The sequence below is a fragment of the Paenibacillus sp. RC21 genome (genome assembly GCF_044907935.1).
Taxonomy (GTDB): domain Bacteria; phylum Bacillota; class Bacilli; order Paenibacillales; family Paenibacillaceae; genus Paenibacillus; species Paenibacillus terrae_A.
On the sequence record NZ_JBIYCS010000016.1, the window covers coordinates 1 to 17,430 of the forward strand.

General features: G+C 45.9%; 10 protein-coding genes. 1 reads left to right on the forward strand and 9 read right to left on the reverse strand.

Going from position 1 to position 17,430, the window contains the following annotated elements; all coding sequences use genetic code 11:
• Positions 1-180: 180 nt before the first annotated feature.
• From ABIA61_RS25900 to ABIA61_RS25940, 9 genes are all read right to left on the reverse strand, one after another.
• Positions 181-1,338, reverse strand: coding sequence for a glycoside hydrolase family 32 protein (locus ABIA61_RS25900; protein ID WP_404520726.1), 1,158 nt, complete (start codon positions 1,336-1,338; stop codon positions 181-183).
• Complete coding sequence (locus ABIA61_RS25905) at positions 1,302-1,589, reverse strand: glycoside hydrolase family protein (RefSeq protein ID WP_283656228.1); 288 nt, start codon at positions 1,587-1,589, stop codon at positions 1,302-1,304. The genes ABIA61_RS25900 and ABIA61_RS25905 overlap by 37 nt, the downstream gene beginning before the upstream one ends.
• Positions 1,590-1,850: 261 nt before the next feature.
• Entirely contained in the window at positions 1,851-4,319 is a 2,469-nt protein-coding gene (locus tag ABIA61_RS25910) for a glycoside hydrolase family 3 N-terminal domain-containing protein (RefSeq protein WP_404581454.1), read from the reverse strand.
• Entirely contained in the window at positions 4,316-6,868 is a 2,553-nt protein-coding gene (gene bglX / locus ABIA61_RS25915; protein ID WP_404581455.1) for a beta-glucosidase BglX, read from the reverse strand. Before bglX ends, ABIA61_RS25910 begins: the two co-directional genes overlap by 4 nt.
• 479 nt (positions 6,869-7,347) lie before the next feature.
• The gene (locus ABIA61_RS25920; protein WP_404581456.1) at positions 7,348-8,940 is read right to left on the reverse strand and encodes an ABC transporter substrate-binding protein; all 1,593 of its coding nucleotides are present in this window, start codon (positions 8,938-8,940) and stop codon (positions 7,348-7,350) included.
• A 91-nt stretch (positions 8,941-9,031) separates the two neighbouring features.
• Entirely contained in the window at positions 9,032-9,916 is an 885-nt protein-coding gene (locus tag ABIA61_RS25925) for a carbohydrate ABC transporter permease (RefSeq protein ID WP_404520714.1), read from the reverse strand.
• Between the two features lie 28 nt (positions 9,917-9,944).
• A complete protein-coding gene (locus tag ABIA61_RS25930) occupies positions 9,945-10,910 on the reverse strand; it encodes an ABC transporter permease (RefSeq protein ID WP_283655297.1) in 966 nt (321 codons plus the stop codon).
• Positions 10,911-11,021: 111 nt separating this feature from the next.
• Positions 11,022-12,812 carry a sensor histidine kinase gene (locus ABIA61_RS25935; RefSeq protein WP_404581457.1) on the reverse strand — a complete coding sequence of 597 codons (1,791 nt, stop codon included), beginning with the start codon at positions 12,810-12,812 and terminating at the stop codon, positions 11,022-11,024.
• Positions 12,809-14,404, reverse strand: coding sequence for a response regulator transcription factor (locus ABIA61_RS25940; RefSeq protein WP_283655295.1), 1,596 nt, complete (start codon positions 14,402-14,404; stop codon positions 12,809-12,811). Before ABIA61_RS25940 ends, ABIA61_RS25935 begins: the two co-directional genes overlap by 4 nt.
• Positions 14,405-14,932: 528 nt before the next feature.
• Here ABIA61_RS25940 and ABIA61_RS25945 point away from each other — a divergent pair.
• On the forward strand, positions 14,933-17,245 hold the full coding sequence (locus ABIA61_RS25945) for a GH36-type glycosyl hydrolase domain-containing protein (protein ID WP_404581458.1): 2,313 nt from the start codon (positions 14,933-14,935) through the stop codon (positions 17,243-17,245).
• The last annotated feature ends 185 nt before the right edge of the window (positions 17,246-17,430 follow it).

Genomic DNA, 17,430 nt, shown 5'->3' on the forward strand with positions numbered 1-17,430 from the left:
GTTGTGAACCGATCGGGTGTTACGTGTCAAGGCAGAAAAATGTTACTTTAATTAGTTTTGGGGACCAAGTTCAGATATTGATGCACGCAGCCGGGCTGTAACACTTCGTCAAATCAAGCCGCTGCTTAACGAGTTCTGTCGTGAGATAATTTTAATTTGAATGATAACGGTAACTAAAGTCTAAACAGTCTCATTTCCCCAAATGCTTACTAGATCATTGATCTGAAGCGACTCGACCCTTAGTTCTCCACCAATGGCGTAGAGTTCTAGACCCTTACTTTCGAAATCCGGGAAAATCATGTCTGAAATGATTGTTTTTCCATGATTTCCGAAGACTTCAACACTTGACCAATCCAGATAAATGCTCAACTGTATCCTCTCATGCTCTGGCTTCATAGTGGCCTTGTGTATTGCTGTGAAATCGGAATGAAAATCAGTGGCGCTCGACTTCGTCCGATCGACGAACAATTCCTCATTCGAGATATTATATCCGATAATCGTCTCCTGATTGGCGGACTTCCGTACTTTAAACCCGAATTCCACAGCAGTACCGATTTCAAATTCTACAATAATTTCTGCCTTGGCTGCGGAAATATCAGACAACACGTTCATACCTGGCTTAATCATCAAATCTTGCAGAGACAAAATCGGTTTTCTTAGCTGACTTAATTCATTTATGGGTGTTTGGATTAATTGAAGTCCCTCTGGATAAGTCCTAAGCTGTAGCTCACGAGGAATTGACATCTTGCCACGCCATTCCTCTGAAGGTAGCGTGGTACCATAACGCCAATTGTTCATCCAGCCGATCCAAATCTTTCGTCCGTCCTCGTTCGGAATGCCATTCCAGGTCACAGCCGCGTAAAAGTCTGATCCGTAGTCTACCCATTTAATAGCATCGAAAGTTTCCAGCGCTTCATCCAGAGTAAATGTCTTACCGTCAAAGTTGCCAATGAAATACATCATGCCAGAACCCCCTGCCGGTGGTTCCGGATCGTCTGGATTCACACCATTTCTATCCCCCACGCTTAGCATTAGTATCCACTTCGTGGTATTCTCATCCCCATCTACTCGGATTCGAAATACATCAGGACATTCAAATATCCCTCGGTGTATACACGGAATGTCGGAACCGAACTCGCTTGCAAACGACCATTCTTTCAGGTTTGGAGATGTGTAAAATTCTACACGTTCTCTTACAGCAAGGACCATGATCCACATCGACGATTCATCATGCCAAAACACCTTCGGATCACGAAAATCTAGCGTTTCCGTTGGGAATAAGACCGGATTACCTTCATATTTTATCCAGGTTCGACCTTTGTCCTTGCTATAAGCAATGGCTTGCCGGGTTGAGCCCTGTTGCCCTCATTCGTATAAATTGCAACCAATCCTGATCCTTCTTCGTTGAAAAATCCGCTTGTATTGTTCTTACCCACCACCGCACTTCCCGAGAAGATCGCTCCGTCCTCTCCAGGCGGAATTGTCGGTGGGAGTTCGTCCCAATGTACTAGATCCTTGCTTACCGCATGCCCCCAATGCATGCGGCCAAAGTCAGGCTGCGTATCATGGGGCGTATGCTGGTAGAACAGGTGGTACTCTCCTTCATATTAAACCAAGCCGTTGGGATCGTTCATCCAATTTTTCTCAGGTGAATAATGGAATTGAGGCCTGTATGTCTCCCTATAATAACTGTTTCGTGATCCTTTTCTGCTGCTACTGTCGTCCGTTAGGTACATGTCTTTAATGGTATCAACTCTCCTCTGAATATCTGTTTCAGCCTTGATCTATAAGATATCGGTCGTAATAGGAAGCATTCGTGCAATCGCCGGCCTCCATTATCTTCAGACGTATTAATTAATAATTACTTGCGAGGCAAATGCCTTTCTGTCTACAATAAGTTTTTCTCCGGCAATTTCAAAGGATCCTTGTAAGCGAATATCCTGGGAGGAAGCCCCGATAAACACTTCCATCATCCCTGGTTCAACCACTTGCTCCATGTTCAGGTCATGGAATGCCAGTTGTTTCATATTTACCTTGAAGGTAATATCCTTCGTTTCATTAGGATCTAGGGTTACTTTTACAAATCCAACAAGCTGCTTAACGGGTCGGGCGACACTGCCAACACTATCTCTTATATAGACTTGAACCACCTCGTCTCCAGCATATGAACCTGTATTCTGCAGCTTGAAACTCAGATTCAATTCTCCATTGGGCTGAACGGTGCGGTTCCAATTCAATTCACTGTATTCAAATTTCGTATAACTCAAACCGTGTCCAAACGGATATAGCGGGGTAGCCTTATCGTGCCCGATATATTCCGCCCAATCATTAATTTCGACATAGAGCGACAATCTGCTGTTGTACATCGGAATCTGCCCGGCCTCTCTTACAATGGTCACCGGCAGCTTTCCACTCGGGTTTCTTCGACCGGTAAGGATATTCACAATGGCTTTCGCACCGAACTGTGCCGGCAGCCAGGAATATAGGACCGCCTTACTGTGCTCGCTAATCGAAGGCGTGGCCAGAGGCCGACCATCTACGATAATTGAGATAACAGGTTTGTTCAGCTTAAATACTTCGTCCATCATTTCCAATTGCGGTTGCTCAAGCTGGATATTGATATTATCCCTGTTTTCTCCGCAGGTCGCCTGAGGATCAATCATGCTTTCCTTGCCGCCTAATACAGCAATCACAATATCTGCTTCCTGAACAGCTGCCTTTACGGCCTCGATTCCCCCATCTATAGCCTCAAAAATAGTGCAGCCTTTGGCATACAGGATCTGATCCAAACCAAACTCTTCTTCCATGACTTCCTTTATCGATTTGCAGTCCGGATAGTATTTCCGGGCAAATTCTTCTGTCGTGTCATATACTTTGTTGGCGTTGCTGCCCGAGCTCAGGCTTTGCTTGATCATATTGATAATTTTCACTCTTTGTTCTGGAGTGGGCTTATCATCAAATTCTAGTCCTAAAGCTTTATAGGTCTCCTTGTGTTCGGAAATCGCGCCGGCATAAATCATTTTCAAAAAATTATCCTCTTCGGATTTGTCGAAGTCACTGCTTTGAGTACTCGCCGAATTCACAGAGGAATATCCTCCGAAAAAGTTCGTTCTTTCGTCTGCGGTAGGGCCGATAAGCGCGATTTTAAGCTTCTTTTGGAGCGGTAAAAAGTTGTCTTCATTTTTAACCAGTACGATGGATTTCTCAGCAATTTCCTGTGACAATTCCGCAGGTTCAACTTTGGAAATTTCCGCAAAGAAATCACCGATTTCAAAAGGATTCTCAAATAGACCCATTTTGAACTTGGTTTCCAGCACCCGTCTGACAGAACGATCAATATAGAACTCTTCCAATTCTCCGGATTCGACCGCTTCCACTAAGTACTTATAACAATTGTTATTTGGCTGCTCCACATCCATGCCGGCACGAAGGGCCAGAACTGCAGTTTCTTTCAGATCCTTGGCCACCCGATATCGTGAAAACGCATGGTTTATGCTGCCGTAATCCGCGACCACCAAGCCATCGAAACCCATTTTGTCTCTTAGTACGTCTGTCAGCAGCCATTTTGAAGTGGACACGGCCTGCTCATTCAAGATGCCGTAGCTGTTCATCACAGCCAGCAACCGGGCATCATGGATGGCCGCCTCAAAAGGAAAACAATAGGTATCGAATAATTTTCTGTCCGCGATTTGCTGTTCTCCACCGTTTCTTCCTCCTTCGGCGTTGCCATACCCGACAAAGTGCTTGGCGGCCGCCATTACTTCATGGTCACCCTGTATCCCCTTGACGTATGCTACGCCCATCTGCGCAACTAAATAAGGATCTTCACCATAGGTTTCGCCAATTCTTCCCCATCTTGGATCTCGGCCCAAGTCAAACAGTGGAGAATGCACTGCCCTGAATCCATAGGCAATTAGTTGTTTTTTTACAGCTTCACCCATTTTTAGCGCTAATTCGGGCTCCCAGGTGGACGCAAGGTTCAGCGACTGCGGAAAAGTCGTCGCTCCCGGGATCTGCGCTCCAGCGATCCCTTCGTTATGAATAATTACCGGAATCCCTAATCTGGTTTCCTCCAAAAGATATTTCTGAAGGCTTTTTAATTTTTCGATATCCTTCTTGTTGTCCCCGGTTAACGAAGAGTTCAGACAACTCAACGTCCCGATACCGTCTTTCATCGCTTCTTTCAGCGGTGCTACACTATCGTCGGCATCTGAAACGGAAGCACAATATAACTGGGCTACCTTTTCCTTGAGGGTCATTCTTCCAAGTAAATCCTCGACTCTTTCCGGAATAGGTTTGCTTGCATCTTTATAAGTCATTTTTCTGCCTCCTGCCAATTTATATTTGAGTTTGGGCTAAGCTCGAAAGATGCTTCCTTCACATCACAGGAGCTCGATCCGATATATACCTTGAACTCCCCCGGCTCTGCTTCGTTCTTCTTCTCCAGGTTCCAATACTCCAAATCAGCTTCAGTAATGCTGAAATGAACGTCCTGTGCTTCGCCTGCAGCCAGAATCACCTTTTGAAATCCTTTCAGTTCTTTCACCGGACGAACCACACGGCCATACAGATCCTGAATGTACAGCTGAACGGTCTCCTCTCCCGAAACCTTTCCTGTATTGGTTACCGTGACGCTGGCAATGAGCGTTTCCGAAGCCGTCATTTGGGTGTGGGACAACTGGATATCCGAATACTCAAACGTTGTATAGCTTAATCCGTAACCGAACGGATACAGCGGCTCATTTGGCCCATCAATATACCGCGAGAAGAATTTCTGTCCTTGATTGCTCTCTGTTGCAGGTCTTCCGGTGTGGAAATGATTATAATATACCGGCACTTGCCCGGAATGGGCCGGGAAACTCATCGTCAGCTTGCCGGACGGATTATAATCGCCGAAGAGTACATCGGCGATGGCATGCCCGGCCTCAGATCCCAAGAACCAGGTTTCAACGATCGCATCAACCTGGCGTACGAACCCGTCCAGTACCAGTGGGCGGCCATTGGTTAATACCAGAATGGTCGGTTTCCCTACCCGGACAACGGCCTCTGCAAGCTCCTGCTGTACCTTAGGTAAATGAATGTCCAAGCGGGAAGCCGCTTCTCCGGACATTTCACTGTTCTCTCCGAGCGCCAGAAGAACGATATCCGCTTGCTCCGCTGCGGCAACCGCCCGCTCTACTCCCCCATCCACTGCTTCTTCAACCTTACAACCTTCTTCAAGCAATAGATGTGTTTCTGAAACCCCTTTTTCTTCCATACCTTCTCTGAGCGTAACGGTCTCCTTTGTGAACCGGGACCACTGCCATGGTCCTAGGAGATCTTTGCTGTCACCAAAAGGTCCGATAATGGCTATCTTCTGTGCCTTGCATGCCAGCGGGAGAACACCGTTATTCTTCAGCAGCACAATCGATTTCCTTGCCAGACTCCGGCTGACCTCCAGATGCTGCGTATGGAAATGATACTCCTTTTCTTTCTCTGGACGCACATAACGGAACGGGTCGTCCATAATGCCGATCTTGTATTTTAGGGTCAGGATGCGCCGCACGGATTCATTGAGTTGTTTCTCCGCCACCAGACCTTCTTCAATCAATTCCTGCAGCTGATCGTAAGACCGGGTTACCATCTCAATATCCATCGTGGCATCCAGAGCCTTTCTCGCCGCTTCCTTGCTGTCCTTGGCATTCCCATGTGCAACAATTTCATCTATGGAACCATAATCAGAAATCAGGACCCCGTCGAAGCCCAGTTCCTTCCGCAGTACATCGTTAAGGAGGTAACGATTTCCTGCCACCGGCACACCCTGATAAGTATTAAAAGCATTCATGACCGACCCGGCGCCAGCTTCAATCCCCGCCTGGAACGGCGGCAAGTACACATTGCGAAGCGTGCCTTCTGAAATGTCCACCGTATTGTAATCCCGGCCGGCTTCAGCGGCTCCATAAGCGACGAAATGCTTCAAGCAAGCAATAAGCGTCTCCGGATCAAATAAGTTGTCACCCTGCAAGCCTTCGACCTGGGCTTTGGCGATCAGACTTCCCAAATATGGGTCTTCGCCGGCGCCTTCCACTACCCGGCCCCAACGCGGGTCTCGCGTAATATCGACCATCGGGCCATGGTTATACGTATTGCCGGAGGCACTAGCTTCTTTCGCCGCGATCGAACTGGCTTCTCGAATGGCCGCTATATCCCAGCTACAGGACCCCGCAAGCGGTACCGGAAACACCGTTTGAAACCCGTGAATGACGTCAAAGTTAAAAAGTAAGGGAATCCCGTGTGGAGACTGCTCGACCGCAATTTTTTGCAATTCGAACACACGCCGACTGGTAATAGCCGAGAGGACCGAACCTACCCGGCCTGCTGCAATCAACTTCTCCGGCGAGTCAGACGCCACCTCTGATCCGAGGGAAATGTTAGTCGACATACACTGGCTCATTTGGCCGATCTTATCGGCAACGGACATCTTCGCCAGAAGTATCTCCACCGCTTGACGGATTTCTTCCTCGTTTCGCTGCCTCACCTCATGCTTGCGGTAGGGTTGAAGCTCGGAAATCAGCATATCCTGAAGGGAAGGGCCAGGCCCTTTGGCACCTTGCATGAAGAAGGCTTCCTGATAGGGCAGCTTCACTCTGCCGTGGAATTCATCGTCTTCGAAGGTCAAATCAAATTCAATCGGTTCATCCGCTACGTAACGGGATGAGCCTTTGGCTTGCAGCATATCCCCGTCCACTGTCACGGTGTGAATCTCAATAGGAAATGGAAAAGGCTCCGCAATGACGGACAATGCATAAGCTTCCATTTTTTCAATGATGAACTGCAATTTAATCGTGGATTCAGGCGTTTGCAGTAAGAAATGCCAAGTGCCTATCATAACTCTTCATCTCACTTTCATTACTATTTGTTTAATCCTTTACATTACGTATGGTCACGCCTATAAAAAGCCTCTCCTATCATGGAGAATCAATTGTAGAGATACAGTTGCTCCCTTTTCTACCCAAACTACGAGATTGAATTGCGGTTCATCGAAGACTTGCTCCCACCAGGGGAGGTAGGGATTTAATCCTTGCTTCATAGTAAATCAGTTCCTTATAAGCGCATCGGACCAACTAATCATTTACTTAGAAATTGAAGAGTCGAAAGAAGTTACTTTATCCCATCCAATCATTATAGCTTTGGAACCTAATGATGACGCTCCTCTTAATAATGCCAGCAGATTGGTGGGAGTTGGGTTGTCTACCATACGTCAACTCGGAATAAATAGAATGCTCAGCAGCATATGCTGCTGAGCTTCTGGGTGCTTTATCCTTTACAGCTTTAACGGTCAGTCCAACTATTTTGATCGGAAGTATCTTATTTTTTCTTTGCTAAGAACGCCTCAGCCTGGGCCTGCACTTCCGCTTTCACCTTATCAAGACCAGCGCTTTTCAAGTTTTCAGCTAATTCTTCAAATGCTTTGTCGACATTCTTGACTGCACCGATATAGATTGGATTGGCATATTGCGTTGAAGCATTAGCCAGATTGGCGATCTGTGTCTTGACTTTGTCTGAGTCGAAAGTGAACCCGTTGTATACAAAGTCATCAGTTACATAATCCTTCACCTTCTCCCGGTGGTCAATATAAGACTGCGGCCAGGTGCTCATTGGCTTGAACAAATCCTTGTTCAGGAACCAGAAGCCCGCAGCATCCGGCGGATAGGTATTGTTAGCAGCCGTTACACCTTCCGGCAGGCCGATTTTACCATCTCCAGTGATGATGTAGTTTTGTCCTTCAATACCATAATAAGCTAGATACGCATAAGATGGATCTTCCATGATAAGGTCGAAGGCCTGCATGACACGATCGGGATTTTTCGAATTAGCCGCGATGGAGATCCCTTGAGTAACCCAGGGGCTAAAAGGTGCTTTACCGTTTGTCATCAATGACGGGACCAAATAGGTTTCAATCCCTTTCGCTTCAGCAGCTTCCATGGTGGCAGCGATATCTATGGTGTTACCAAATGCTACCGCAGATTTGCCTTCCACAAAATTATCCTTGGAGCGGATTTTATTCGAATATGGATTTTTATTGATATAACCTTTGTCGTACCAATCCTTCATAATACCTGCAGCATATTTCTGCGCGCTGAGGTAAGGCTCATCCACCATACTGTAGATCTTGCCGGTCGGATCTCCGAAATCGTAAGCTACGCCCTGGGCCAGAGGACCACCGCCAAAAGGAGCACCCCTGTAGCCAATTTTATCGCGCATCAGATGTTGATAAGGCGTCGGCAGGTCAACCTGTGAGTCCAAGTTCAGGCCGATCATATCCGGATGGTTTTTCTTCACGGCTTCCAGATAAGGGCCAAGCTCGGAGAACCGTTTCACCTCAGTCAGGCCCGCTTCCGCCATAATATCCTTACGGAGCACAGCTACAAAAACCGAACGATCCGCGGAGGAGCCCGGGATCATAAAGATTTTATCCTCAATCTTGACGGCATCCCAGGCGGCTGGATCGAGGATAGCCGATTTCTTCGGCATATTTTTGGCAATATCCTCAGCTTTCAGCTCATAAAATCCCCCTTTATTCGCTTGTTCAGCATAATAATTCCATTCAGCAGAAAAGATAAAATCCACATCTTCACCTGCAGCCAACAAAAGCGGGTATTTTGACTGCACGTCGCCCCAGCCGATGTAATTCAACTCAATGGTGGTATTGATGTCCTTTTTTAGCTTTTTATTGAGTGCCGCAAGCACCTCCGGCATCCCTTTCGGCGCTTCGCCAAGCAGATATCCCTTCAACACAACCTCTTTCTGATTGTCCGGCGAACTGGTGTTGCCTCCATCCGGCTTGTTTCCGTTTGCGTTATTCGTTTGGTTGTTGCTGCCGGCACAGGCAGACAATAGCATGGCCAGAGACAGAAGCAGCGTCAAGATGAACATAGATTTTTTCTTTGGTTTTCTCACTCTTTTTCCCCCTTTGGTGATGGAAATTTTATATAAATCCTCCATCTTGCAGGATTTATAACGAAACGGTTCTACACCGGCACAGAAGGGTTTAACCCTTTACTGCACCAATAGTGATGCCTTTGACGAAGTACTGCTGGAGAAATGGAAACAGAATTACAATGGGTCCGGTGGCAATCACTGTCATAGCGAGTTTGAATGTTTCCTTCGGTGTGTCGAGAGACGTCATATGTTGGGCCATTGCCGCAGACATGTTCATCGAGGACAGCATTTTATAGAGCAAGTACTGCAGCGGTACATACTGCTCCTTATCGGTGAACATCATCGGGGTCCACCAGTCATTCCAATAGGCCAAAATAGTGAACAAACCGATGGAAGCGAGCGCGGGCTTGCAGAGTGGCAAAACCATCTGCCAGAAGATCCGGAAATCCCCTGCTCCATCAATTTTGGCTGATTCCACCAGCGGCTCCGGCACGGAGCCCTGTATGAAGCTGCGCAGAATCAGCACGTACATCACATTGAACATGGGGAGCAGAATCAGCACCGCAAGCGTGTTCTTCAGATGCAAATAGCTGGTAATCCATATGAAATACGGGGCAAGTCCACCGTTGAACAATGTGGTAAAGAACAGGAAGAATGCCAATTGGTTACGGTATTTCACTTCCTTGCGGTACATGACATAAGCAGCCATCGTGGAAATCAGCAGTGAGAGTACCGTTCCAACCACTGCCACAATCACCGACACGCGATAGCCAGAGAGAATATCGCCGGGATTTCGAAAAATAAAGGTGTAGGCATCCAACGAGAATCCTCGTGGCAGAAATGAATAGCCCTTCGCCAGAACCTGCCCTTCATCCGAGACAGAGCCGGAGATTAGGAAAATAAAAGGAAGCAGACATAAAATAGCAATCAGCGATACCACAATATACGAGAAAGCCTGAAAGACAGGCGCTGAGTTCAATTTATTTTTCTCCATGGTTAAATTCCCCTTTCATGCAATCAAGTTAGAACAGCGCGTTGCCCTTGTCATAACGGCGGACTAAATAGTTGGCGAACAATACGATTATCAGCGTCAGAACAGATTGATAAAGTCCCACTGAGGAAGCCATGCCAAAGTCCTGTGTGCCCACAAGCGAGCGGAATACTAGTGTATCAATGATATCAGTGGCATTCATCAGCGCGCCGTTGTTGCCAATCAATTGGTAGAACATATCGAATTCGCCGCGCATGATTCTTCCCAGCCCCAACAAAATCAGTACCACTACTGTCGGCTTGAGTAAGGGCAGGGTGATTCTCATGATCTTTTGAAAACGGGTAGCACCGTCAATCGTCGCCGCTTCATAAATTTCCTGGTCGATCCCGACAATCGCCGCCAGATAAAGGACACAGCCAAACCCGACCCACTTCCACACATAGAGCAGCGGAAGCAGAAGATACCAGTAGCTGCTGGTCGAGTAGATATCAATGGCCTCAAGCCCCATATTCCGTAGGAACACGTTTACAATTCCGAACTCATAATTCAGAAAATTGTAAACGAACGCGGACACTGTAACCCAGGAAATGAAGTAAGGCAGGAACATAAACGTCTGAGCGGTTTTTTTGAAAAATTTGTTATACGTTTCCGAGATCAGCACCGCAGCCAGTATCGAGAAAAAAGTATATGCTCCCAGAAACACCAGATTGTACAGGATGGTATTCTTGGTCACAAGCCACGCCTTCCCGGACTGAAAAAAATATTCAAAGTTTTCAATCCCGTTCCATGGGCTCATAAAAATACCATCTCTGTAGTTAAATTCCTTAAATGCCATAACGACACCCGTCATCGGAATATAGGCAAAGATGATGAAATAAATAGCAATCGGCACAAACATCGCATACAGCACCCAGTTCCTCCTAAGCTCCCGCAGCAGCGACAGACTTTTGGCCGGTTTATGCTTGTGATCCGCGACTTGCTCTACCTTGGTACCCATAAGTAGCCTCCTTCAGTATGTTTTCTCTTTCTCCTCATTTATTGTAATTGGCTTTAAAGCCTGTACCTACGGGGCAAAGTTTCGTTCTTCTTTGAAAGTTTGTGATAACGCTTACATTTTTACTGATTTGGGAAGACGTATCCGGACACTGGTCCCTTCACCTGGGCGACTTGTAAAAGACAATCCATACTTCAGTCCATAATTCAGCTGTAACCGCTCTTGAATATTCCGGATGCCGAAGCCGCCCGTCCGTTTGCTTACGGCCTTAGTCAGTAAAGTCGACAACACCTCTTCATTCATGCCGATACCGTCATCGCTAATATCCACGACCAGATCACCCTTTTCCTCCATAGCAGATACATGAATTATCCCCGTCTCCACTTCCTTCTCCATAATGCCATGCAGAATCGCGTTCTCAATCAGGGGCTGCAGCATAATTTTCGGCACCTCGCAGCTCAGCAGAATTGGCGGTACTTTGAGGATCAATGTAATCACATTGCTGAAACGCATATTCTGAATTGACACATAGGATTCAATATGCCGCAGTTCACTCTCCAGGGTGACAATCTCACTCCCGTTCGACAAGCTCAAGCGGTAGAATAACGCCAACTGATCTACTACTTTGGATATTTCTCCATTACCGGATTCAATAGCCATAATATTGATCAGATCCAGCGTGTTGTACAGAAAATGCGGATTGATCTGAGCCTGCAACGCCTTTAGTTCCTTGTTTTTCACTTCCCGCCCAAGAGTATACGTCTCCTCAATTAACCTTGATATATTCTCTACCATCACATTAAAGTTCGTGGTCAGTTCACCGATTTCATCCTGGTTACCCGGAAGAGGGGAGATTTCAAAATTTCCGTCTTTCACCTTACGCACATGCCGAATGAGCTGACGCAGACGTTTGGTTGCGGAACCGGCAACGATATAGGACAGAATGAAGGTGAGCGGGATGATAAGTGAAAAAATAAGGATCAGCCGGTTACGCATCTTATTGCTGGATTTCTGAATGTCGGAGTAGGGTACAATCATCGCTATATTCATATCTGTGTCAGGGATAGCCTGCAGTCCGAGCAGAATTCGTTTTCCATTGAACTCCAAATGATCCGCCCAGTAGTTATCCTGCTCTCTACCAGTTGAAGCCTGTGACAACATATCTAGAAACTTTCTGGAGGTATGTTGAAATCTGCCTGCAGTGCTGAGAATATCTCCGCGGTCATTGAACAAGACCACAGAGGTATATGGAGTAGCAATGGCATGGTCCAGCACGGAGCGCAATGTGCTCTGGGAGATCTGGGCGCGAACAATACCATCGTTCTCCTGTATATTGTGAACATTTGGAATGAGGCGCAGAACCGATACCTCGTCGCCCTCTTCTTTCTCTCCAAAGGCGGAAGAGGGTAGCCAGGTGAGAACAGAATGGGATGCGATAAACTCCTTGAACCAGTGGCTCTGCTCTACCTTGCCCATGTTTAAATAGTCGAAATTTTCTGTAGCTGAAGCAAGCCCCTTCTTCATGTAGAGTTGAACGGTTTCAATATCTGAATTGTAACGAAATTTCCCCAGTACCCTGGCCAGTCTATTAGCGTCGGTTCCCCAAAGATTGACATCTTCATATCTACTTGGGTCTTCTGCTACCATCGTCTGCACTGTATCATTGAAGGCAATAAAGTTCAGTACCTCTCTGACTGTTTCTGCACGGTACTGCAAGTAGGATTTCGTTTCCTCCAGCATCTTTTGGGCCGTATACAATGCCTGCTTCTCATTTTCATTAGCGGTTAGATGTAAATGCAGAAAAAGCAGCACGACAAAGGGAATAATTATTACCATCATATAGGAAGCAAACAGCTTGTGGCGGATGCTGAAATCAGCGAACGGTTTTGGGGGTTTTAATCTCATTTGGCCATCTTCTCCCGATACTCCGAAGGCGTACAGCCCGCATATTTTTTGAAAAAGGTAGTGAAGTAATTGGCGTCCGTGAAGCCTGTCCGATCCGCAACCTCGTACAGTTTCAGTTCCTTGTCTAGCAGCAGCTCCTTGGCCTTTTCCACTCGCAGCGAAGAAATATATTCCTTAATCGTGCCTCCACTTTGCTTCTTAAACAGGGAACAGAGATAGGCCTCACTCAGCGACACATGATTCGCAATGTCTAGAATTGTGAACCCCTTTTCTCGATAGTTTTTGTGAATATAATGAATAATATCCCTCATCTTGGGTGTTATTCCGCTTGGATCCTGCGAAATCTGAAACAAGTCAAGAAAGGAAAGAATATATTTCTCTATACTTGCCAAATCTTGAATACGGTCAATCTCCTTCAAGATATAGCGTCTCTCCGTGTCTTCATCCGTATCTGTGAATCCAAGCTGTACCGCTACATCCAGAATCACAAACAAAAACTGGAAATAGGAATTCTTGAGCCGGGAAATATCCAGATCGCGTGCTGCCCTGGCCTCTTCCGTCCAATTCACAATAAGACTGCGAGCATCCTCCAGTTCGCCCTGCTTTAGCAGTCCGCGCAGACTACGAACCATGTTCCAATCTGTAGCAAGCTCCCGGTTACCGCCAATGGCACCAGCAAAGATCAATTGGCTACCTTCGCTGTAATAATGCAGATTGCACGCATCCACGGCAGATCTGTACGAATCAGGAATCTGCATCCTTTCTACCACTGGCTCACCGACCCCCATGCGAAAACGGATATCATCTCCTATGGTCTTAGCTAACTCCGAATACAGTTCTTCCAGCACGTTGCGATGTTCCCGGTAGCTGCTGCCGAAGGCTCCCGGCAGAATGAAGATCAAAAACTGATGGTAATCAAAACCACAAATGCCCTGTAGTGAAGCCAGTCTGCTGCTCATATTTATCTTCTGAAGCACTTCTTCCTGCACAACCTTCGGATTCTCCAGGTATTGCGTCGGATACCAGTACAAGGAAGATGCGATTACGGTGAAGGGTCCTTCTAAAGGCAGAAGAAAAGTTTCCCTGCTCTCTAGAGCTTTTGTCACATTGGGAGAACCGGGAAGCGAGATCAGCTTGCGGATCATCTCTTGTCTCAGGTAAGGCAGACCTTCATCATAGGCATCCTGCAGTTGGCGTTCCTCCATACGTTTCTTCTCATCATGCTTTCTGGACTCCACTGCAGCTTGAACGGCCTTTCGGACCTGATCCGGATTGATCGGCTTCTCGATATAGTCCAAAGCGTTCAACCGGATCGCTGACATCAGATATTCTTTGTCTGAGAATCCGCTCAGAAACAACAGCTTGCATGAAACTTCGCTTTCACGTAGTCGTTGTGCAAATTCTATACCGTCCATCTTCGGCATCCGGATATCACAGAGCACAACATCGGGGCGAAAGCTCCGGCAAAGTTCCAGGGCAATTATACCATTACGTGCTGTTTCAACCTCATGAATACCTATTTCCTCCCAAGCAATATGCTTGCGAAGCATTTCTCTGGTTCTCTCTTCATCATCTACGATCAGCAATTTCATGATGCTCCCCCTTTGAGATGTTTAGTGCTGGGATCTTCTTGAAAACAACAAAAGCAGACCGTTTAATCGGACTGCGATTAATCTTCAATATACAGTAATTGTACAGGATGGTGACTTTAAGCTACATAATAAACTGCAGGAGGCAGTTCATTAACATGTATTGATAACGGTTTCATAATAAATAATATTCAATTAAGAATCCACTGGTATGAATTCCCCCTCCTATATCATAGAGCATTCCCTTCCCCAGACCTACCAGAGAAACTTGTGATTTTCTTTGAAAGTTTGTGATTGTGGTATTCCTTATACTTCAAGTTATTCTTTCATTAAGCAAGCAGCACCTAAAATGAAGAAAGGGCAAAGAAGATTCTCCTACAAAATCGAAAGATTGACTGGTATCATCTCCTAACAAATGAAGTTAATATTATTCTGTAAAAAATGGACATGAAGATGAACGTTGCATTTTCAGCAGGTGACGGCTAGAACTCATCTCATAAAGGACATTAATTTATAATGGAGGGATTAATAATGAAAACAGGCAAAATTCATTATTTCAAAGATCACGGAAACTCATGCGTTATCACAGACCCTAGGCCCCCTCGGTACTGGTACAATTATTTGTGGAGTGAACAAGGATATTGTACACAGGTATCTCAAATTGGACACGGCCGCAGCTATTACATTAACACCAAAGCAGATATGTGTATGATTAATAACCAGGATGCAAAATATATTTATCTGAGAGATGATGACACGAACACATACTGGAACATCGGTGAAGGGCCACTCAATGAGGCTATAGATGACTTTACTTGTGAACACAGTATTGGCTATTCTGTTGTTCAGTCCCAGAAGAATGGTATTCACGCTTCCTGGAAACTGTTTGTACCGCATCAGGGCTATAATGAGGTATGGGTGGTAAAAGTCAAAAACTCCACAAATCGCGTGAAAAATATCAGTCTTTTTTCTGCAGTGAGCTTTGAGCTCGAAGGTTTTAAATACCCCCGCTATTATGAAATGTATAGAAGCTGCGAAACAATGTTTGATTCCGATCTCAACGGTGTTTACTGTCAGTCCAAGCATCCTTTTGCACCCCATGCCCGTTATAACGGCTATATCTCCTGTTCAGAAACCGTACATGCCTACGATGGTGACCTTGGAGAATTTTTGGGTCCATTGGGATCCATCACCAAGCTCGACTCCATACCTGCTCCCTTATTCCAGCGGCCTGATGTTGTTATCAAAGGCCGGGACTGTACAAATTCCACAACTACACTTTCCAATTTGGGAGGCGTGCTGCAGAATAAACTATCTTTGGCACCTGGTGAGGAGAAAGAGCTCTATTTTGTTATGGGAGTCAGTGAGACCCTGAAGGAAGCTGTTCAGACTGCGGACAAATATTTCGATAAGAACCGACTCGAGGAATCATTGCTTGAGACCCAGGTACATTATAAATCCAAGTATAAAAGCTTAAGTGTAAATACACCTGATGATAAGCTCAACATCATTATGAACGAATGGGTAAAGAAGCAGATTGATTTTTGCATAGTCGGCAAGAAAGGAGTTCGGGATAATCTTCAAATAGCTGTTGCTCTGCTGAATTATCGACAGGATCGGGCCAAAGAAGAAATTATCGAATGCTTGAGACATCAGTTCAAGGAAGGTCATGCCGTACTTACTTGGTTCCCCTATGACGACACTCGCTACTCGGACCAACCCTTCTGGATTATATGGGCGGTAATTGAGTTAATTAAGGAAACTGGAGATTATTCACTCCTTGATCTAGAGATCGAATATCAGGATGGTGGCTCTGGAACGATACTTGAGCATATGAAGGTAGCTGTCAATCGCTTGATTGAGGATAAAGGGACAAATGGCTTGGTGCGTATCATGTTTGCAGATTGGAATGATGCTCTGAATATTACAACTGACCCTGAAGCAGAGTCAGTCATGCTCTCAGAGCAGTTCTGCTACGGCCTGCGAGAATTGAGCCAACTGATGCAAATTGTCGGAGATAGTGACTATGCCAGTTACTTAACAGAACAGTACGATCTGCTCCGTCGGGCGATTAATGAGTCAGCCTGGGATGGAAACTGGTATATGCGCGCGCTGAGCAAAATAGAAAATATCGGTTCCAAAGACAGTGAAGGCAGCAAGATTTATATCAATGCCCAATCATGGGCTATTCTTGCGGACATTCCGAATGAGAAAAAACTCCCAAAAGTGTTGGAGTCGATTGACAGTATGGAGCATGAATTTGGTTTCCCAATCAACATGCCTCCCTATCCGGAGTACTCCCCTAACGTTGGGAGAATGTCTGGTATGCTACCGGGGTTATTTGAGAATGGTGGGGTTTACTGTCATGCCACAGGCTTCAAGATAATTGCAGATTGTAAGGTGGGGCGTGGAGAATCAGCGATTCGTACGTTGAAGAAAATCATCCCTGACAGTGAAGCAAACCCTTCCACTCGATCTGGGGCAGAGCCGTATGTCTTTACCAATTGTTATTCCATACATCCTAAGTTTTACGGAAAATCCTATCAATCCTGGACAACCGGAACTTCTGCCTGGGGACTCATGAGCCTGTACGAAGGCATACTGGGTATTAAGCGGGATTACGCTGGATTGCGAATAGATCCTTGTTTCCCTCCGGAATGGGATTCAGCTGAAGTGTACCGCAAATTCCGCGGCAATCAATATCAGATTTCCATTAATAACCCTTCCCATCTATCCAAAGGAAATGTAGAAATCCATGTAGATGGTCGCTTGATTTCTGGTAACATACTGCCGTTATTTGATGACGGGCTGCTGCACCAAGTTGAGATAACGTTAATACCTTAAATGGATAGGATGAGAAAGTGCGGAATTTTTTAAAAACCTAATTTATAAAGTGAGCTGACACCCACCTCAGAACAATAACTCCGTGCAGTGCTTGTTGTTTATTCATGCACTGCACGGAGTTTTATCGTCATGGTCTTTTGTTAAAATGCCTCTTCCCTTAAGCCAATATCCAAGGTAATCGTCCC

What these genes read in the sequence shown, in the direction of transcription:
- ABIA61_RS25945 (WP_404581458.1), top strand. Translation starts at nt 14,933, where the DNA reads ATGAAAACAGGCAAAATTCATTATTTCAAAGATCACGGAAACTCATGC.
- bglX (WP_404581455.1), bottom strand. Translation starts at nt 6,868, where the DNA reads ATGATAGGCACTTGGCATTTCTTACTGCAAACGCCTGAATCCACGATT.
- ABIA61_RS25910 (WP_404581454.1), bottom strand. Translation starts at nt 4,319, where the DNA reads ATGACTTATAAAGATGCAAGCAAACCTATTCCGGAAAGAGTCGAGGAT.
- ABIA61_RS25940 (WP_283655295.1), bottom strand. Translation starts at nt 14,404, where the DNA reads ATGAAATTGCTGATCGTAGATGATGAAGAGAGAACCAGAGAAATGCTT.
- ABIA61_RS25925 (WP_404520714.1), bottom strand. Translation starts at nt 9,916, where the DNA reads ATGGAGAAAAATAAATTGAACTCAGCGCCTGTCTTTCAGGCTTTCTCG.
- ABIA61_RS25935 (WP_404581457.1), bottom strand. Translation starts at nt 12,812, where the DNA reads ATGAGATTAAAACCCCCAAAACCGTTCGCTGATTTCAGCATCCGCCAC.
- ABIA61_RS25930 (WP_283655297.1), bottom strand. Translation starts at nt 10,910, where the DNA reads ATGGGTACCAAGGTAGAGCAAGTCGCGGATCACAAGCATAAACCGGCC.